Consider the following 20,010-nt stretch of genomic DNA (forward strand, 5'->3'; position numbering starts at 1 on the left):
CAAGCCCCTGTGGGAGCGAGTTTGTGTGTGATGGCTGAAGCTCCGGTATTGCCCGATGGTCGGTTTTCACACGGTCAGTTCTAACATTGTCTACAGTTTCAAATGTCGGCAGCCAGACTGCCACAACTGTGTTTGTCCAGAAAAACCCGGCAAAAGTACCGGGTCTCCACCTGACAGGAGTGCACGATGGACCTCAACCGTCGTCAGTTCTTCAAGGTCGCTGGTATCGGCCTTGCGGGCTCGAGCCTCGGCGCGCTGGGCATGGCCCCCGCGACTGCCTTCGCCGAGCAGGTGCGCCACTTCAAGCTTGCCCACACCCATGAAACCCGCAACACCTGCCCGTACTGCTCGGTCGGCTGCGGTGTGATCATGTACAGCCAGGGCGATGCCGCCAAGAACGTCGCGCAAAACATCATCCACATCGAAGGCGATTCCGATCACCCGGTCAATCGCGGCACCCTGTGCCCCAAAGGCGCCGGTCTGCTGGACTTCATTCACAGCCCCGGTCGCCTGCAATACCCACAGGTGCGCAAACCCGGCACTACCGAGTGGACGCGCATCTCCTGGGATGAAGCGCTGGATCGCGTCGCCGACCTGATGAAGGCCGACCGCGACGCCAACTTCATCGAGAAGAATGCCCAGGGCCAAACGGTGAACCGCTGGCTGACCACCGGTTTCCTCGCGGCCTCGGCGGCGTCCAATGAAGCGGGTTACATCACCCACAAAGTCATTCGCAGTCTCGGCATGCTGGGGTTCGATAACCAGGCGCGTGTCTGACACGGCCCGACGGTGGCAAGTCTTGCCCCGACGTATGGCCGTGGTGCCATGACCAATACCTGGACCGATATCGGTAACGCGAATCTGATCCTGGTGATGGGCGGCAACGCAGCAGAAGCGCACCCGTGTGGCTTCAAATGGGTGACCGAAGCCAAGGCGCACAACAAGGCACGCTTGATCGTGGTCGATCCGCGTTTTACCCGGACCGCCTCGGTGGCCGACTATTACGCTCCGATTCGCACCGGCACCGACATCGCCTTCATGGGCGGGCTGATCAATTACCTGCTGACCGAAGACAAGATCCAGCACGAGTACGTGCGCAACTACACCGACGTGTCGTTCATCGTCAAAGCCGGGTTCGGCTTCGAGGATGGGATCTTCAGCGGTTACGACGTCGCCAAACGCGCCTACACCGACAGGTCCGGCTGGGGTTATGAAGTCGGCGAGGACGGCTTCGTCAAGGTCGACCCGACCCTGCAGGACCCGCACTGCGTCTATCAATTGATGAAGCAGCATTACAGCCGCTACAACATCGAACTGGCGAGCCAGATTTGTGGCATGCCAGTGGATGCCATGCAGAAGATCTGGGAAGAAATCGCCACCTGCTCGCAACCGGGCAAGACCATGACGATTCTCTACGCGCTGGGCTGGACGCAGCACTCGATCGGTTCGCAGATCATCCGCAGCGCGGCCATGGTGCAATTGCTGCTGGGCAACGTCGGCATGCCGGGCGGGGGCGTCAATGCCTTGCGCGGGCACTCCAACATCCAGGGGCTGACTGACCTCGGTTTGCTGTCCAATTCGCTGCCGGGCTACCTGACTTTGCCGCAGGATGCGGAGCAGGATTACAACGCCTACATCGTCAAACGCACGCAAAAACCGTTGCGTCCGGGGCAGCTGTCCTATTGGCAAAACTACGGCAAGTTCCACGTCAGCCTCATGAAAGCCTGGTACGGCGCGAATGCCACGCTCGAAAACCGCTGGGCTTATGACTATCTGCCGAAACTGGACATCCCGAACTACGACATCCTCAAAGTGTTCGACCTGATGGGCCAGGGCAAGGTCAACGGCTATATGTGCCAGGGCTTCAACCCCATCGCCGCGTTGCCTGACAAAAACCGGGTGATGGCGGCGCTGGCCAAGCTGAAATGGCTGGTGGTGATGGACCCACTGGCCACCGAGACCTCGGAGTTCTGGCGCAATGTCGGGCCGTATAACGACGTCGAAACTGCCGGCATCCAGACCGAAGTGATTCGCCTGCCCACCACTTGTTTCGCCGAAGAGGACGGTTCGCTGGTCAACAGCAGCCGCTGGCTGCAATGGCACTGGAAAGGGGCCGACGGCCCTGGCGAAGCGCGCACCGATGTGCGGATCATGAGCGAGCTGTTTATCCGTCTGCGCCAGCGTTACCAGGCCAACGGTGGCGCTTATGCCGAGCCGATCCTCAAACTGTCCTGGCCGTACAAAATCGCCGACGAACCTTCGCCGGAAGAACTGGCCAAGGAAATCAACGGCTATGCCACCACGGACTTCACCGACGCTACCGGCGCGGCGATCAAGGGCAACGCGCAACTGGCCGGTTTCGGCCAGCTCAAGGACGACGGCAGCACGGCTTCCGGTTGCTGGATTTTCTGTGGCAGCTGGACTGAAGCGGGCAACCAGATGGCCCGGCGCGACAACAGCGATCCGTACGGCATGAAGCAACATCAGGGCTGGGCCTGGGCCTGGCCGGCGAACCGGCGGATTCTCTACAACCGCGCTTCGTGCGACCCGCAAGGCAAGCCGTGGGACGAGAAAAAACGCCTGGTGTGGTGGAACGGCAAGGTCTGGAGCGGCACCGATGTGCCGGACTTCAAGGCCGACTCGCCACCGGAAGCCGGGATGAATCCGTTCATCATGAACCCTGAGGGCGTGGCGCGGTTCTTTGCCGTCGACAAGATGAACGAAGGGCCTTTCCCTGAGCACTACGAGCCGTTCGAAACGCCGATCGGCATCAACCCGTTGCACCCGCAAAACAAGAAAGCCACCAGCAACCCGGCGGCGCGGATCTTCGATTCGGTGTGGGATTCCTTAGGCGTGGCCAAGGACTACCCCTATGCGGCGACCAGTTACCGGCTGACCGAGCATTTCCACTTCTGGAGCAAGCATTGCAAGCTCAACGCGATTGCCCAACCCGAGCAGTTTGTCGAGATCGGTGAAGTGCTGGCCAAGGAGAAAGGCATCGTGGCCGGCGACCGAGTCCGTGTCAGTTCCAAGCGCGGGCATATAGAAGCGGTGGCGGTGGTGACCAAGCGGATTCGTCCGCTGCAGGTCAATAATCAGGTGGTGCACCAGATCGGCATCCCGCTGCACTGGGGTTTTACCGGCCTCACGCGTCACGGTTACCTGACCAACACCCTGGTGCCGTTCCTCGGCGATGGCAACACTCAGACCCCGGAATCCAAGTCATTCCTGGTCAACGTGGAGAAAGTCTAAATGGCCAGCCAAGACATCATCGCCCGTTCGGCCACCACGACCGTCCCATCCTCGGTACGCAATCAGGAGGAAGTGGCCAAGCTGATCGACACCACCAAGTGCATCGGCTGCAAGGCTTGTCAGGTCGCCTGCTCGGAATGGAACGAGCTGCGCGACGATGTCGGCCACAACCTCGGCACTTACGACAACCCTCAAGACCTGAGCGCAGAAACCTGGACCTTGATGCGCTTCACCGAGCACGAAACCGACGCCGGCAATCTGGAATGGCTGATTCGCAAGGACGGCTGCATGCACTGCGCCGAGCCGGGGTGCCTGGCGGCGTGCCCGAGCCCGGGGGCGATCATCAAGCACGCCAATGGCATCGTCGATTTCGACCAGGACCATTGCATCGGTTGCGGATATTGCATCACCGGATGCCCGTTCAATATCCCGCGAATCTCGCAAAAGGATCACAAGGCCTACAAATGCACGTTGTGCTCGGACCGGGTGGCGGTGGGGCTGGAGCCGGCTTGCGTCAAAACCTGCCCGACGGGCGCCATTGTGTTCGGCACCAAGGACGACATGAAAGAGCACGCGGCCGAAAGGATCGTCGACCTCAAGAGCCGTGGCTTCGAACACGCGGGGCTGTACGACCCGAGTGGCGTCGGCGGTACTCACGTGATGTATGTGCTGCACCATGCCGATGAGCCCCGGTTGTATGCCGGCCTGCCGGATCAACCGACCATCAGTCCGCTGGTGGACCTGTGGAAAGGCGTGAGCAAACCCTTGGGGTTGCTGGCCATGGGCTTGGCGGTGCTGGCCGGGTTCTTCCACTACGTGCGCATCGGGCCGCAACTGGTCGAGGAGGACGAACACCCGAGCATCCCCGATCCCGCCGTGCATGAAATCGATCCATCGGTGCACACCTATGATCCGAAGGGGGAGGACAGGCCATGAACGACAAACCGATCCTTCGCTACACCTCGAACCAGCGCACCAATCACTGGCTGGTGGCGATTCTGTTTCTGATGGCGGCACTGTCGGGGCTGGCGTTGTTTCATCCGGCGCTGTTCTGGCTCAGCAACCTGTTCGGCGGCGGCCCGTGGACGCGCATCCTGCATCCGTTCATGGGCGTGGTGATGTTCGTGCTGTTCCTGGGGCTGGTGATCCGTTTCTGGCGCGCGAATTACTTTATTGCCAATGATCGGTTGTGGCTGAGGCGAGTCGGACGGGTGATCAAGAATGAGGAGGAGGGCGTGCCGCCCATCGGCAAGTACAACCCTGGGCAGAAGCTGCTGTTCTGGACCTTGCTGATTTGCATGCTGGTGCTGCTGTTCAGCGGGCTGGTGATCTGGCGTGCGTATTTCAGCGAGTACTTTGGCATCACCAGCATTCGTTGGGCCATGCTGCTGCATGCGTTGGCGGGTTTCATCCTGGTGCTGAGCATCATTGTTCACATCTACGCCGGCATCTGGATCAAGGGTTCGGTCAGCGCCATGGTGCATGGCGGGGTGAGCCGCGCCTGGGCGAAAAAACACCATGAACTGTGGTACCGCGAAGTGACCCGCGACGAGCACCCCGACCGGCCGATCAGCAAAAAAGGATAACCCCGTGGCGACGATTCTTGAGCCTGGCGAGATCGAAGCGGCGGCGAGTTCACCGCCGTTTCTGCACCTGCCGCCGAACAACCTGTTCACCTTGCGCGCCTTGCGCCTGGAGCGTCTGGTCGACGGCCATCCACTGGCCGATTACCTGCGGCTGGTGACCGGGCTGTGCCATGTGCAGCAGGGTTTGATGGACGATCCGCCCGTCGCCGCCATGCCCGATGCCGAACGCCTGCGCGTGTGCCAGCAACACGGCTTGCCGCCGTTCGCCGCGGACAGTCTGGTGCGCGAGGACCATTGGCTGCCGTACCTCGAAACGCTGTTGCAGCGTTACCAGCCACCGCCGCAACCTGCCGTGGAAAAAGCCGTGGCGACCTTGCGCAGCACCAACGTCGGACAACGTAAGGTCTGGGCGATTGCGCTGGTCAGCGGCCAATTCACCTTGCTGCCCGCCGCCGTGGTGCCGTTTCTCGGCGCGGCGTTGCAAGTGGCCTGGAGTCATTGGTTGCTGAGTACGCCGGACCTTGCGCTAAAACCCGGCGACAGTCTCAGCCAATGTCCGGCCTGCGGTTCACCGGCCATGGCCGGGGTGATTCGCCATCGCGGCAAGTACAACGGCTTGCGGTATCTGGTGTGCTCGCTGTGTGCCTGCGAATGGCATGTGGTGCGGGTCAAATGCGTGTATTGCGAACAAAGCAAAGGCCTTGAATACGTCAGCCTCGATGACGACCGCCACGCCGCCAATCAGGCTCCGTTGCGCGCGGAGGTCTGTCCCGGCTGTCGCAGCTACCTGAAGTTGCTGTACCTGGAAAACGACGCCGAGGCCGAAGCGCTCTCAACCGACCTGACCAGCCTGCTGCTGGACATGCGCCTGGAGCAGGAAGGCTACCTGCGTCCGGCGCCTAATCTGTTGCTGGCACCGGGAGGTGGCTGAGCTACCCCTTTGAGCTTTCCCTCTAAGCTATCCCTCCGAGCTCAGCAGCTACACTCAGGCGCTACGGTCATTCGTAATCAGGAGCGCCTGATGTCCTCCAGACCCGCCAGCCAGGTTCTCCGGCTGCCTTCCATCGACAGTCTGTTGCGCCATCCCGCTTGCCAACCGCTGGCCGAGCGTTATGGGCGTGACGCGTTGCTGGCGAATTTGCGGCAATTGCTCGATGACTTGCGTGAACCGGTGCTTTCAGGGCAACTCGACGCCATTGAAATCGCGCCTGAAGTGTTGGCGGGCAGGGCGGGCGAACGCTTGGCCACTCAGCATCGCAGCAACGTGCGCCGGGTGTTCAACCTCACCGGCACGGTGCTGCACACCAATCTGGGGCGAGCGTTGTTGCCGGAGGAAGCCATCGATGCCGTGCAACTCGCGGCACGCTACCCGCTCAATCTGGAATTCGATCTGCACAGCGGCAAGCGCGGCGACCGTGATGACCTGATCGAAGGCCTGATCCGCGAGCTGACCGGCGCCGAGGCGGTGACGGTGGTCAACAACAACGCCGCTGCGGTGTTGCTGACACTTAACAGTCTGGGCGCGCGTAAGGAAGGCATCATTTCCCGGGGCGAACTGATCGAAATCGGTGGAGCCTTCCGCATTCCCGACATCATGGCCAGGGCCGGGGTCAGGCTTCACGAAGTCGGCACCACCAATCGCACCCATGCCCGGGATTACGAGGCGGCCATCGGCCCCCGTAGCGGTTTGGTGATGCGCGTCCATACGAGCAACTACAACATCGAAGGCTTCACCGCCCGGGTGCCGACTGACGAGTTGGCGCATCTCGCGCATAAACACGGCTTGCCGTTACTTGAAGACCTCGGCAGCGGCAGCCTGCTGGACCTGACGCGCTGGGGCTTGCCCGCCGAGCCGACGGTGCGCCAGGCGCTGATCGATGGTGCGGACATCGTCACCTTCAGTGGCGACAAGTTACTGGGTGGGCCACAGGCCGGGTTGATCGTCGGTCGCAAAGACCTGATCGCGAAGATCAAGAAGAATCCACTCAAGCGCGCCTTGCGGGTCGACAAACTGACCCTGGCCGCCCTCGAAGCGGTGTTGGGCCTGTACCGCGATCCTGATCGACTGGCCGAACGGCTGCCGAGTTTGCGCCTGCTGACCCGGCCCCAAGCGGATATCCTGGCCCAGGCTGAGCGCCTGCAACCCTCGCTGGCCAAAATCCTGGGCGACGGCTGGAGCGTCAGCGCGGTAGCTGCGCTGAGCATGATCGGCAGCGGTAGCCAACCGGTGGCGCGATTGCCGAGTGCGGCTTTATGCCTGCGACCGAACGCGTCCAAACGTCTTCGCGGACGGCAGTTGCACGGGCTGGAAGCTGCCCTGCGTGCGTTGCCGATTCCGGTGCTCGGGCGCATTGATGACGATGCGTTGTGGCTGGACCTGCGGCAACTGGACGATGAGCCGGCGTGGCTGGCGCAACTCGATCAATTACAGGAGATATAGGGTGATCGTCGGCACCGCCGGGCACATCGACCACGGCAAGACTGCCTTGCTCCAGGCCCTGACCGGCCAGGCCGGTGACCGTCGCCGGGAAGAACGTGAACGCGGCATGACCATCGACCTCGGCTACCTCTACGCGGCGCTGGAACCGCAAGCGCCCCTGACCGGTTTTATCGATGTGCCCGGTCATGAGCGCTTCACCCACAACATGCTGGCGGGGGCTCAGGGCATTGATCTGGTGTTGCTGGTGGTCGCGGCCGACGATGGCGTCATGCCGCAGACCCGCGAACACCTGGCCATCGTTGAACTGCTGGGCATCCCTCGGGCGCTGGTGGCGATCAGCAAATGCGACCGGGTCGAACCGTCCAGAGTGCAAGTCGTCCGCGAGCAGATCCAGACATTGCTGGCGCCGGGACCTTATGCCAACGCGCCGCTGATTGCGCTGTCGAGTGTGACCGGGGAGGGCATCGAGACCCTGCGGCAAGCCTTGCTCGAGGCGCAGCGTGAAGTCGTTCAGCGCAGCACCATCGGCGGCTTTCGCCTGGCGATTGATCGCGCCTTCAACGTGGCCGGCGTCGGTATTGTGGTGACCGGCACTGCGTTGTCTGGCGTGGTGGCGGTGGGCGATACGCTGATGCTCGGCCTCCAGGGCAAACCCGTTCGCGTGCGCGGCCTGCATGCACAGAATCGGGCTGCTGAAGTCGCAATGGCCGGACAGCGAGTGGCGTTGAACCTGAGTGCCGAACGCTTGGCCCTGGAACAGATTCATCGTGGTCACTGGTTGCTGGCCGAGTGGCTGTACGCGCCGACCCAGCGAGTGGATGTCGACCTGCAATTGTTAGCCAGTGAACCCAAGGCCCTCGAGCACTTTCAACCCGTGCACGTTCACGTCGGGACTCAGGACGTGACCGGGCGGGTGGCGTTGCTGGAAGGCGCCCGCCTGGCGCCGGGTGAACGGATGTTCGCGCAACTGCTGCTGAATACGCCGGTGCAGGCCGTGAAGGGCGATCCGTTGATCCTGCGTGACCAGAGCGCCCAACGCACCCTCGGCGGCGCGCGGGTGCTCGACCCGTTTGCACCGACCCGACAACGCCGAAGCCCCGAGCGGCTGGCGCAGCTACACGCCCTCGCCACACGCAAAGAGTTGGAAGACAGCCTGCCGGCGTTATTGGCCAACAGCGACACCGGGCTCGATCCGCAGCGTCTGGAGCGACAGTTCAATCGCCCCCGCAATACGTGGGTTTTGCCCGATGACGTGCGCCTGATCGACACTCGCCAAGGTCCGTTGCTGTTCAGTGCGGCCCGCTGGGAAGCGCTGAAAGCGCCATTGCTGGAACACCTCGCACGTCTTCATCAATTGGAACCGGATCAAATGGGCCCGGACCGGGATCGCCTGCGGCGGTTCACCGGCACAGCGCTGGACCGTCCGACGTTTATCAGTCTGCTCGACGAGTTACTCGCCAGCGGGGCCATTGTCGCCAGCGGGCCATGGCTGCATTTGCCCGATCATCAGGTGCGTTTGAGCGAAGACGAGGAAGCCCTGTGGCAACACTTGCAACCGTTGTTCGAACAGGCTGGTTTTGATCCGCCGTGGGTGCGCGACCTTGACCATGACGAGGCGGCCGTGCGCTTGCTGCTGTGCAAAATGGCGAGGTTGGGAAGGGCGCATCAAGTCGTCCGTGACCTGTTCTACACCGATACGATGATCCGCCGATTGGCGGCTATGCTTGTGCAACTGGCCGCGCAAAACCCGGTGATTCAGGTCACGGCGTTTCGTGATGCCGTGGGCCTGGGGCGCAAGCGCAGCATCCAGATTCTCGAATACTTCGACCGGATCGGCCTGACGCGACGGTTTGGCGACAAGCGCCATATCCGCCTCGACAATGCCTTGGCCCAACGCACCGAGCACTGACTTCAAGGAAGGCAATCGCGCCCGGTGGCGCGGCCGGGCTTCAAACCCGGTTGGGGACGGCATCCGTTCCCGGGCAGGTTCGACTCCGGCTGCCTTCCGCCATTTTTATCATAGGTGCCCGAAGGTCAGCGGGTACTGGATAACGACGTAGATCCTGTCGATATCATCGCCGGCCTGTGCGCTATTGGCCCGGTGCGACACATGGGACAGTTGCAGGGACAAGCCCTTGGCCGATCCGGATTGCACGATGTAGCGCAGGTCTATGTCTCGCTCCCAATGCCGCCCGCCGTGCCCTTGTTGAGGTACGTACTCACCGAGCGTTTCGTCGAACGGGTTGTAGGCTCCTCCCTTGGGCGCATGGGTGCCGTCGATCTGGTTTCCTTTCACGTAACGGGTCATGAAGTTGAGCCCGGGAATCCCGTAGGGGCCCAGGTCGAGGTCGTAGCGTGCTTGCCAGGAACGTTCATGGGCGCCGTTGAAGTCGGCGTACTTGATCGAGTTGGCGAGGTAGATGGAGTCGCCTCCGACGAAATCGAAGGGCGTGTCGCCATTGATTTTCTGATAAGCCAGCGTCAACGCGTGGGCATCGTGAGTGTATTTGCCCGACAGGCTGAACGCCGTGTTGTCGATCGCGCCGGCCAGCGCCTGGCCGGTGTCCTGCGTGTGATAGACATTGGCGTCGAGGAACATGCCGGATTGTTTCAGGTGCAGGTTGCCGTAGTACTGATGCCAGGTGTCAGTCAGTTCGGAAGCGTAGAGCGCTCCTCCGACGGGACTCTGGGTGAACAGGTCAGCGCCGAGAAACGAGATGCCTCCCGCCTCGGTGTTGGCGCCGTAGCCGTAAAAGTCGTCCTTGCTTGAAGAACTGTCCTGGTTCTTGAACGCCGTAAAGTGACCGGCCACCAGATTCATACCGTCGATTTCACGGCTGTTGAACAGAAAGCCCGTGGCGTACTCCGGTTGCAGGCGTTTGTCTGCGGTGTCGAACACCGGGGTTTCCACCATCATTTCACCGAAGGCCACTGTGGTTCGGGAGGCCCTGATTTTCAACGCCGCGCCGCCGCTGGAGTAATTGTCTTCACTGCGGCCATCAGCATCGACTGGAAGCAGTCCTGTCCCGGAATGGCCCTTGCCGCCATCGAGCTTCAGCCCCAGAAACCCATGGGCATCCAGGCCAAATCCAAATGTGCCGGGTGTGAATCCGGATTCAAAAGCACCGATAAAACCTTGAGCCCATTCCTGTTTGTAGTTTTTGCCCGCAGGCGAGGGTGACCGATAGTCACTGTTGAGGTAGAAATTTCGACTGAGCACCGACAACGATGCACCGTCCAGAAAGCCTTGGGGGTTTTGCGTCGATTCGTCAGCCAGAGCGGCCCCGGCCGAGTCCGCGAACAGCACCGACACCCAGATCGGCAGTGCGAATTTCAGGTCTTGCGAGGAAAGCTTCATGGATCATTCATCACGAGGACAGCGACTCCAGAATATCCGGAGTCGCTTGTTTTTAGATGGCGCTTAGTGGCCTTCCGAGGCACCGAACATGGTCTTGGCATAGATCAGACCCAGACCGTAGGCACCACCATTGGCAATCGAGGTTTTCACGGTTTCCTCGTAAGTCTCGCTGCGAGCCCAGTCCCGCTGCAGTTCAAGCAGGTATTGCAACGAGGTCATAGGGCGAGCACCGAGCTGGATCATGCGTTGCATGGCCATTTCATGGGCTTCGGTGGTGACGTCGCCGCAGGCATCGGCAATCACGTAGACCTCAAAACCCTGGTCGATCGCCGACAGCGCCGGGCCCACAATGCACACGGAAGTCCAAAGACCGGCCAGGACAATTTTCTGTTTGCCGGCAGCGTTGACCTCGACAGCTATGCGCTCGTCTTCCCAGGTGTTCATGCTGGTACGGTCAATGACGTTGTGTTCCGGGAACACTGACTTTATTTCGTCGAAGATCGGGCCGGAAAAGCTCTTCTCTGCAACGGTGGTCAGGATGGTCGAGACCTTGAAGCCGCGCGCTGCCTTGGCCACGAGTGCGGCGTTGTTGCGCAGGGTGACAGCGTCGATCGACTTGGTCGCAAAGGACATTTGCGACTGGTGATCGATCATGATCAGGGTGTGGTCGGTCGGGGTCAGCAGGGTTTTGCCAGGAACAGCTTTTGCGATGGCCATGACGATGTCCTTACGGTGTGAGTGAGGAGGACATGATTGCCGGGATTGCCGCGAGGATATTGAGCGTATGTGCTGTTTTTACGAGGATGAGTGAAGAGGGAGTCCCCGCGCCATAGTGGTTATCGCGCGGGGTTGTCGATCATTGCATCACATAACGCCCAGGTGCCGACTCGATCGCCGGGTATTGGGCGTTACCGGTGTGCAGCACCGAGGGCTGGCGTTCGCCGGACTGTTCAGCCAGCCAGACGAACCAGTCATTCCACCAGCTACCGGAATGTTGCTGGGCGTTCTTGAACCAGGTTTCCGGGTTTTTGGTGACCCGGTTGTTGGTCCAGTAGTGGCGTTTTTCCTTGGCCGGCGGGTTGATCACCCCGGCGATATGCCCTGATGCACCCAGCACAAACCGCTTGGTCCCGGAGAGCAACTCGGTGCTGGCGTAAGCGCTTCTCCACGGCACGATGTGATCGTCATGGGTGGCGAGGATGTACGCCGGAGCATCGATGGCGCGCAGGTCCAGCTTGACCCCGCAGCAGTCCAGCTCACCGGATTTCAGGTCGTTCTGCAGGTAGGTGTGGCGCAGATACCAGCAGTACATCGGGCCCGGGAGGTTGGTGCTGTCGTTGTTCCAGTACAGCAGGTCGAGGGGGATCGGTTTCTGGCCCTTGAGGTATTTGTCGACGTTGTAGTTCCACCACAAGTCGTTGGGGCGCAGCAGCGAGAATGTATTACCCATGTCCTCGCCCTTGAACAGGCCGATGGGGCCATCCAGACCGCCGATGGTGCGCTCGCGGTAGGCCACCAATTGTTCGTCGACGAAGATGTCGATGGGGCCCGTATCGAGGTAGTCGAGGAAGGTGGTCAACAGGCTCACGCTGCCAATCTCGCGGTCACCGCGCGCCGCCAGGACGGCCAGTGCCGAACTCAACAAGGTGCCGCCGATGCAGAAGCCGACGCAATTGGGCCGTTGGTCGCCGCTGATTTCACGGGTGATTTGCAGGCCTTTGATGATGCCGGTTTCGATCAGGTCATCCCAGGTGGTGCCCGCGTGTTCCTGGTCGAAGTTACGCCACGACATCAGAAACACCGGGTGCCCTTGTTTCAACAGATGGGCAACCATCGAGTTGTCCGGGCGCAGGTCGAGAATGTAGTACTTGTTGATTGACGGCGGCACGACAAACACCGGGCGCCGGTACTGGGTTTCGCTTTGCGGGTAATACTGGATGAGCTGGAAGAGTTCGTTCTCGAACACCACTTCGCCGGGGGTGTTGGCGAGGTCAACGCCGACTTTGAAGGCGCCGGCGTCGCACTGGCGCATCTTGCCTTCTTGCAGGTCGCTGGCCAGGTGCAACAGGCCGGTGAGGAGGCTGCTGCCCTGGGTATCGACGACCCGTTGTAGCGCATCGGGGTTACTGGCCAGAAAGTTGCTCGGCGCCCCGGCGGCGATGGCTTGTTCCACCAGATAGAGCAGGCGCTGGCGCGGCTTTTTGTCCGGAATCGCTAACTTGTCCAGCAGCTTCAGCAGAAACCCTGCGTTGAGCAGGTAAAACGCTGCGAGCGAGCCGAACAGTGGCTGGCTCCAGTTGCCGCTGGCAAAACGTCGATCGTCGAAGCTGAATGGCTGACCGGTCAGCAGTTGCTGGCCCAGTTCGCCCCATTGCTGTTGGTAATCCGATTGAAGGCTGTCCAGGGTGCCGCGCGGCAGGTCAAACCACTCGTTGTATTCCTGGCCGGTAAACCACGGATTGCTACTGACCCAGAGACGTAATTGTTGCACTGCAAAGGAGGCAATGAACGGAACCTGGCCTGACCAGAAGGTGTTGAAGGTATGCGCGTTATTGTCCATGGAACTCCTTGCCCACTGACGTAAACCGGGCAGAAAAAAACCGCGGCGCCGGACTTCGGCGCCGCGTCAGCAACTTAAGCAAACACTCCTGTGTTTCTAGCGCTCGATGACCAGGCTGACGCCCTGGCCGCCACCGATGCACAACGTAGCCAAACCTTTTTTGCCGTCGCGACGAATCAACTCGTGCAACAGCGACACCAGAATCCGCGCGCCCGATGCGCCAATCGGATGACCGAGGGCAATTGCGCCGCCATTGACGTTGACTTTGCTGGTGTCCCAACCCAGCTCCTTGCCGACTGCCAGTGATTGCGCGGCGAACGCTTCATTGGCTTCGATCAGGTCGAGGTCGTCCAGGCTCCAGCCAGCTTTGGTCAATGCCAAGCGGGTGGCCGGCACCGGTCCGATGCCCATGATCGCTGGGTCCACGCCGGAGCTGGCGTATGCCTTGATGCGTGCCAGAACCGGCAAGCCGAGGGACAGGGCCTTGGCGGCGCTGGCCAGCAACAGCACGGCGGCACCGTCGTTGAGGGTCGACGAGTTACCGGCGGTGACGCTGCCGTTTTTCTGGAATGCGGGTTTGAGGTTGCCCAATGCCTGCAGTGTGCTGTCTGGACGCGGCTGTTCATCGGTGTCGAAGACCAGCGGCTCACCTTTGCGCTGAGGGATCAGGATCGGGGTGATTTCACGCTTGAAGTAGCCCGCTTCGATGGCGGCAGAGGCCTTCTGTTGTGAGGCTGCGGCGAAAGCGTCCTGGTCTTCGCGACTCAGTTCGTACTTACTCGCAAGGTTCTCGGCGGTGATGCCCATGTGGTAGTCGTTGAAGGCGTCCCACAAACCATCCTGAATCACGCTGTCTTGCAGTTGCGCATGACCCAGGCGCAAACCGGTGCGGGCCTTGGGCAGCACATACGGTGCCAGGCTCATGTTTTCCTGACCGCCGGCAATGATCAGTTCGGCGTCGCCGCAACGGATGGCCTGGACCGCCAGCTGGACAGCCTTGAGGCCCGAGCCGCAGACCTTGTTCAGGGTCAGTGCAGGGGTGGTATGGGGCAGGCCGGCCTTGATAGCCGTCTGGCGTGCCGGGTTTTGCCCCGAGCCTGCGGTGAGCACCTGGCCGAGGATCACTTCATCGATCTGCGAGCCGTCCAGACCGGTCTCTTCCAGCAAACGGCGAATGACCGCCGCGCCGAGCTCGGTGGCTGGAATCGCGGACAAGGCACCTTGAAAACTGCCAATGGCGGTACGAGTAGCGGCAACGATTACGACTTCGTTCATGCGTGACCTCATTAAGATGTTGTCGAGCGAAAGCAGGGCATCCATGCCCTGACAGGTCTACTGCATGTTCATGCCGCCGTTGACCGAGAAGTCGGCCCCGGTGCTATAGGCCGATTCATCGGAAGCCAGCCAGGCCACGATGGAAGCGATTTCTTCAGGTTGACCGAGACGCCCGACCGGTGTGGCCGCGATCATGGTGTCGAGAATGTCCGGGCGGATGGCTGCGGTCATGCTGGTCTGGATGTAACCTGGGGAGACGGTGTTGACGGTCACGCCCTTGCCGGACACTTCCCGGGCCAGGGCCATGGTGAAACCGTGGATGCCGGCCTTGGCCGCGCTGTAGTTGGTCTGGCCGAACTGGCCGCGCTGACCGTTGATCGAGGAGATGTTGATGACCCGTCCCCAACCCTTGGCCAGCATCCCTTCAATCACCTGTTTGGTGGTGTTGAACAGGCCGCTCAGGTTGGTGCCGATGACCGCGTTCCAGTCTTCGGGCGTCAATTTGCGAAAGGACGCATCACGTGTGATGCCGGCATTGTTGACCAAGACATCGATCGGGCCGTACTGCTCACGAGCCATCTCGAACGCTTTGCGCGTTGATTCCCAATCGGTGATGTCGCCATAGATGCATTCGAATTGATAACCCGCCTCCAGTTGGCTCGCCATCCATTCTTTCTTGCGGGCGGAATCTGAGCTGCAGCCCACGATGACCTTGAATCCTTCCTTGTACAGGCGTTGGCTTATCGCAGTGCCAATCCCACCCATACCACCCGTGACCAACGCAATACGACCAAGCGACTTCATATGCTCTCTTCCTTTTTGTATTTTGCGCTGCAAGATGGGGATTGTTCGGCATTGACGGGGCGTGCGGAAGTGTTGAGAGGTGACGGTCTGGTGTCCATCGGTGCCATGCACGAAATGAAACAGAACTATTGGACACTGCTGTCGTCGCCTCGAAGCGTGTGTATAGGATGACGACTGACCTGAAATAGTGGCTAAAAGTGAGGAGTACCTATACTGGGATCAATATTGGCAACTGAACCACCCGTTAGTCTTTGATTCATCGCAGATCAGTTATGGCTCCGGACAGGATGTTCGGTTCCACAGGTCATTGAGGACGCCATGTATAGAATGAGTTCAGGCTATGCCAGCGTGCTGGTAAATACGCTCTTGGCTCAAGGACTGGATGTTGCCAGTCTGTGTCAGGAGGCTGAACTAGACATGAAGCTTGCGGACAAACCAGGAGCGTTTTGCGAGCGAAAGGCAATCTATCGACTTTGGGATCTGGCCGCTCAGGCCTCGGGTGATCCAGACATAGGCTTGAAGGCCTATGGAAGTTTCAACCCCGGCAGCTTTCAGATCGTCGGCTACACCATGATGTCCAGCCTGAATCTGAAAAAAGCCCTTGAACGACTGGTCCGTTTCAGTCCGTTGATCGGCACCGGATTCAGCCTTTTCTTTACATCGGAACAGCAGAACTACCGACTTTCCGGCCTTGATCATCAACAAAAAGGCTCGGTCAAACCTCGCCAATACACCGATGCAGCGCTGGCTTCATTGCTGGGTTTCTGCCGGACGCTGGCGGGCGGCAACGCACCGCAACCCTTGAGCGTGGGATTCACCTATCCCGAACCTGGAGACACCTCCGAGCATCGTCGGCTGTTTGGCTGCGACCTGCATTTCGACGCGCCATACGACAGCATTTTGTTTGACGGTCAGGAACTGATGCGTCCGTTGAACATGGCCAATGAAGCGTTGGCGGTGCTGCATGACAGTTTTGCCGAGGCTCAACTGGACCTGCTGTTTGGTTTTTGCATCGTCGGCAGGATTCGCGCGCTGATTACTGAGCGTTTGAGTCAGGACCATGGACAGTGCGACATGGAGTCGATCGCGGCGGCATTGAACATCAGCAAGCGGACGTTGCAGCGCGCGCTGGAAAAAGAAGGGACGCAATTCAAGGATGTGCAGAACGCGGTGCGCCGGCAATTGGCCGATTTCTACCTGCGCCATTCTCACTTCAACATGAAGCATGTCGCGTATCTCCTTGGTTTTCATGACCACAGCAGTTTCAACAAAGCCTGTAGCCGCTGGTTTGGCATGACACCCGGTCAGTATCGGGCCGATGAATCGTTTGAAATCGAGGAAGCCGCGCCGGTCTGACGCGGTCCTCGTCAGTGTTATTTCACCGGAGGTTTTTTTACGCCATTCTTGCCCTTGGCAGGTTTGCGCACTGGACTCGCAACCTTGGCGACGGGGTCAGGGGTTACTGCGGTTTTTTCCTGCTTGATTGGCTCAGGGATGGCCACCGGGGTTTCCTGCTTGATTGGCTCGGGGATGACCACTGGGGCTTCATGCTTGGCCGGCTCTGGAGCTACCACCGGGACTTTCTCTTCGATGGCATCGGCTGCACCGGGTGATTGGGTCAGGCTGAAACCTGGCAGCGGCACGTCAAGCAGTGTGTGCAGCTCACGCCAGAAGAGGTTCTCGGCGCCACTGGTCAGCAGTTCCGGCAGCAAATTGGCGACGGCCGCGAGCACTTGCTGGCGTTCTTCGACCTCAACCAGCATCAAGGGCAGGCTGTGCAGGCTTTCTTGCGGATGGGTAGCGACCAGCAGTTTTTGCAGGCGCAGGGTTTCACGCAGATCAAGCGGCTTGGCACTGTAGTCCTGAAGCAACACTTGCAGTTGCTGGATCAATTTTTCGACACTTTGCTTGCCCGGCTCGTCGCTGTCGCGGCCCAGCAGGAACAGGATCCGTATCAAGGCTTCCATCAGGCCGCCAAGGGGCAGGGCATCCTGCAAGCGCTCGATCAACACCTTGTCGTGCTGCTCGGCATGTTCCTGCAGATTTCGCCCGGGCGCATTGCCGGTGAGGCCGTTGAGTACGCCATACACGCCGTAGAAACACATCTCCTGAGCCGCATCGCGCAGATCCCGATAGCCGTTCAAGGCGTCCTGCACCTGGTTGGAAAACAGTTCCTGCCAGACCAGCAACGGGTTGGTTTGGCTGGCGGGGTGACGATCCTTGTTCACTTGGGCGGCACTGCCTGCCAGCCACCACAGCGCCGGGTTCAAACTGCTCCAGGCCACTTGCTGCTGATGGAAAGGGTGCGCCCGGCGCAGCATTTCGGCGCTCGGTTCGTTGATCAGCTGGCGCAACCACGGGCGTATGAATTCGTCGTACACACTGTTGTTGATAGCGGACGCGCGCTGGACCAGCGCAAATTCGCGATCGTCATCACGGGGCGTTTGCACCTGGCCATGGATGTCGGCGATACGCCGGCGTTCGAAACGCACGGCATACGGCGTCGCCGAATTCTCCGGCAGGTCTTCGATCAGCATTTCATACAGCCCGGCTGACAGCGCATTGATCGCATCGACCGCACCGAGCAATTCACGGTGTTCACGCCGCGCCACTTCACCGGACACGAAGATGCCCAGGTGGCCGATGCTCGCGTGTCGCAGGTACACGATGGTGCGTCCGGCATTTTGCAACGCGAGATCGCTGGGATAAACGTCGGAGATCCAGTCCAGTGCCTGTTGCGGCGGGGTGATGTTGTCGCCATATGAGCAGAACACCACCACCGGTACTTCGATCAGCTTGAGGTCAAGCCCGCTGCTCTTGCGCCCCAGGCCGCCGGACAGCTGATTACCGATGAACAAGTCGTCGACAATCATCTCGATCTCTTCGCCATTGAGCAGGGTCGGGCTGCCCCACCAGCGTTCGAAATCCAGAAAGCGTGCGGCCTCGCTGTCGACTTCGCTGAACAGGTGGTAGTACTTGCCCCAATAGGTGTTGGCCGGGTCCAGGTTTTCGAAATTGCTGACCAGCCAGGTGCCGTCGAAACGGTCATTGCCGAGGTCGCTTCCCAAGCGTGCCATCCAGCCACCGCCCAGCAGACCGCCGGTGTAGCGCATTGGATTGCGGCCATTGACGCCGGCCCAGTACGACAACGGCGCACCGTTGACGATGATCAGCCCCGGCAACTCCGGCCGGGTGGCCGCGAGGCCCATTAACGCCCAGCCCGCCTGGCAGTTACCGATCAGCACGGGTTTGGTGCTGTCCGGATGCCGGGCGCTGACGACTTCGATGAACCGCGCCTGGGCTTCTGTGATATCGGCAAGGGTTTGCCCTGGGCGGGGCGAGTGACTGAAGGAGATGAAGTAGGTGGGGTGGCCGGCTCTCAAGCTCTCGCCGATGACCGAATCCTGTTTGAAACCGCCGATGCCCGAACCGTGGCCGCCGCGGGGGTCGATGATGATCACCGGCTGTTTTTTGCTGTCGATCTGTTGTCCGGGACCGCCGAGGATTTGCAACAGCGAGTAATTGACCGGGCGGGGCAGGTCCTCACCGGCAACCAGCGTTTCATGATTGAACTTGAGCAGCAGCGGATACCCGGCGCGTTCGTGGGCCAGGGTGTTGTCGCCGCGCTGACGCAAGGTGTCCCAGAACAACACGCTGCGTTGGCCGAGGTCCGTGAAGTATTCCTGCCAGTCGGCAGGCGTCGGCTGTCGGAGTTGCCCAAGGCTTAAAGGCGCGAAGGTTTTTGCCTGGCGCTTCTGCACGGCGTCGAGGACATTTTGGGTATTGAGGCGCTGCAGATGATTCAGGTGTTCGAACAAGCCGGCGGGTGCGCAGAGCTCTTCATCTTGCAGCGCAATATTTAATTCCTGACCCATCGTAATCTCCTGACGCTGTACATGGGAACCGGCCCATCTGAACCCTTTAGTTAAAGAGGTCTAGCCCGGCCGTTCGATGAGCAGGAGTTTACAGTGAATAAGGAGGGCTTTAGCAAAGGTTATTTTGCACCGCACAAAAATAGACGTTGCCAAATAGTTTTGTGCACTGCAATATCAAGGCTAACGCGATGACTGGCCGGATCGCTATCGCGTCCTCAGGTCCATCAGGGCCTTCTAGTACCAGGAGATTCAAGCATGTCTTTTTTCAATTCGGAAAAACTGCAAACCGCTCAGAAAGCCAACCTCGATCTTTTGCAGCAAATCAGCGGCAAAGTCTTCGCCAGCGTTGAACAGCTCAGCCAGTTGCAGTTCAAGGCACTGCGCGACTCCACCGAAGAGCACTTCGAAGGCGTTCGCAAGCTGCTGGCCGTCCGTGATCCACAAGGTTTCGCCGAGCTGCAAGCTTCTTTCACTCAGCCGAGTGCACAGACCGAACGTCTGGCCGAGTTCAATCGTCAGGTTCAAGCGCTGATCGTCGGTACTCAGTCGGACATCGCCAAACTGACCTCGAGTCAGGTCGAAGCGGGCACCCAACAGGTGCAAGAGTTCGTTGAAACCATCAGCAAGAATGCACCGGCCGGCTCCGAGCCTGTTGTGGCAGCATTCAAGTCGAGCCTGGCGAATGCCGGCACTGTGTTCGAAAGCGCACAGAAAGCCGTAAAACAGGCTGCCGATGTGGCTCAGAGCAGTTTCGACGCAGCATCTGCCGCGGCGACCAAAGCTGCTCCAGAAGCAAGCGCCAAGGCTACTAGCGGTAACAAGTAAGTCGCATTAGATCAGCGGCACCAAATGGCGATGGG

The 20,010-nt window shown here is 60.1% G+C and carries 14 protein-coding genes and 1 tRNA gene; 9 read left to right on the top strand and 6 right to left on the bottom strand.

Going from position 1 to position 20,010, the window contains the following annotated elements:
• Nucleotides 1–186: 186 nt before the first annotated feature.
• The 7 genes from fdnG to ABH912_RS05525 all read left to right on the top strand — a co-directional run bounded on the left by fdnG (nt 187) and on the right by ABH912_RS05525 (nt 9,289).
• The gene (gene fdnG, locus ABH912_RS05495; RefSeq protein ID WP_429509941.1) at nt 187–3,252 is read left to right on the top strand and encodes a formate dehydrogenase-N subunit alpha; all 3,066 of its coding nucleotides are present in this window, start codon (nt 187–189) and stop codon (nt 3,250–3,252) included.
• A complete protein-coding gene (fdxH, locus tag ABH912_RS05500) occupies nt 3,253–4,188 on the top strand; it encodes a formate dehydrogenase subunit beta (protein WP_429509942.1) in 936 nt (311 codons plus the stop codon). It abuts the gene before it with no gap.
• Complete coding sequence (locus tag ABH912_RS05505) at nt 4,185–4,838, top strand: formate dehydrogenase subunit gamma (protein WP_033054916.1); 654 nt, start codon at nt 4,185–4,187, stop codon at nt 4,836–4,838. Before fdxH ends, ABH912_RS05505 begins: the two co-directional genes overlap by 4 nt.
• A 4-nt stretch (nt 4,839–4,842) precedes the next feature.
• On the top strand, nt 4,843–5,769 hold the full coding sequence (gene fdhE, locus ABH912_RS05510) for a formate dehydrogenase accessory protein FdhE (protein ID WP_429509943.1): 927 nt from the start codon (nt 4,843–4,845) through the stop codon (nt 5,767–5,769).
• 90 nt (nt 5,770–5,859) lie between these two features.
• A complete protein-coding gene (gene selA, locus ABH912_RS05515) occupies nt 5,860–7,278 on the top strand; it encodes an L-seryl-tRNA(Sec) selenium transferase (protein ID WP_429509944.1) in 1,419 nt (472 codons plus the stop codon).
• Nucleotide 7,279: 1 nt separating this feature from the next.
• Entirely contained in the window at nt 7,280–9,187 is a 1,908-nt protein-coding gene (gene selB, locus ABH912_RS05520; protein WP_429513054.1) for a selenocysteine-specific translation elongation factor, read from the top strand.
• Nucleotides 9,188–9,193: 6 nt separating this feature from the next.
• Nucleotides 9,194–9,289: transfer RNA gene (locus ABH912_RS05525), tRNA-Sec, on the top strand.
• Between the two features lie 6 nt (nt 9,290–9,295).
• Here ABH912_RS05525 and ABH912_RS05530 read toward each other — a convergent pair.
• The 5 genes from ABH912_RS05530 to phbB form a co-directional block, all read right to left on the bottom strand.
• Nucleotides 9,296–10,636 (bottom strand): OprD family porin, encoded by a 1,341-nt coding sequence (locus ABH912_RS05530; protein ID WP_429509945.1) that lies wholly within the window; start codon nt 10,634–10,636, stop codon nt 9,296–9,298.
• Nucleotides 10,637–10,699: 63 nt separating this feature from the next.
• A complete protein-coding gene (locus tag ABH912_RS05535; RefSeq protein ID WP_033054906.1) occupies nt 10,700–11,353 on the bottom strand; it encodes a hydrolase in 654 nt (217 codons plus the stop codon).
• Nucleotides 11,354–11,492: 139 nt separating this feature from the next.
• Nucleotides 11,493–13,196: a class I poly(R)-hydroxyalkanoic acid synthase gene (gene phaC, locus ABH912_RS05540; protein WP_033054904.1), complete on the bottom strand. Its 1,704-nt coding sequence runs from the start codon at nt 13,194–13,196 to the stop codon at nt 11,493–11,495.
• A 96-nt stretch (nt 13,197–13,292) separates the two neighbouring features.
• Nucleotides 13,293–14,471 carry an acetyl-CoA C-acetyltransferase gene (locus ABH912_RS05545; RefSeq protein ID WP_033054902.1) on the bottom strand — a complete coding sequence of 393 codons (1,179 nt, stop codon included), beginning with the start codon at nt 14,469–14,471 and terminating at the stop codon, nt 13,293–13,295.
• A 57-nt stretch (nt 14,472–14,528) separates the two neighbouring features.
• On the bottom strand, nt 14,529–15,275 hold the full coding sequence (gene phbB, locus ABH912_RS05550) for an acetoacetyl-CoA reductase (protein ID WP_033054901.1): 747 nt from the start codon (nt 15,273–15,275) through the stop codon (nt 14,529–14,531).
• Between the two features lie 318 nt (nt 15,276–15,593).
• On the opposite strand from phbB, the gene ABH912_RS05555 reads away from it, so the two are divergent.
• Nucleotides 15,594–16,631 (top strand): AraC family transcriptional regulator, encoded by a 1,038-nt coding sequence (locus tag ABH912_RS05555; RefSeq protein ID WP_429509946.1) that lies wholly within the window; start codon nt 15,594–15,596, stop codon nt 16,629–16,631.
• A gap of 17 nt (nt 16,632–16,648) precedes the next feature.
• Here the strand turns inward: ABH912_RS05555 and ABH912_RS05560 are convergent, their stop codons facing one another.
• Complete coding sequence (locus tag ABH912_RS05560; protein ID WP_429509947.1) at nt 16,649–19,150, bottom strand: DUF3141 domain-containing protein; 2,502 nt, start codon at nt 19,148–19,150, stop codon at nt 16,649–16,651.
• Between the two features lie 255 nt (nt 19,151–19,405).
• On the opposite strand from ABH912_RS05560, the gene phaP reads away from it, so the two are divergent.
• A complete protein-coding gene (phaP, locus tag ABH912_RS05565; RefSeq protein WP_429509948.1) occupies nt 19,406–19,975 on the top strand; it encodes a TIGR01841 family phasin in 570 nt (189 codons plus the stop codon).
• Nucleotides 19,976–20,010 lie beyond the last annotated feature (35 nt).

This window comes from Pseudomonas sp. BT76 TE3572 (assembly GCF_050435365.1).
In the GTDB taxonomy this organism is placed as follows: domain Bacteria; phylum Pseudomonadota; class Gammaproteobacteria; order Pseudomonadales; family Pseudomonadaceae; genus Aquipseudomonas; species Aquipseudomonas fluorescens_W.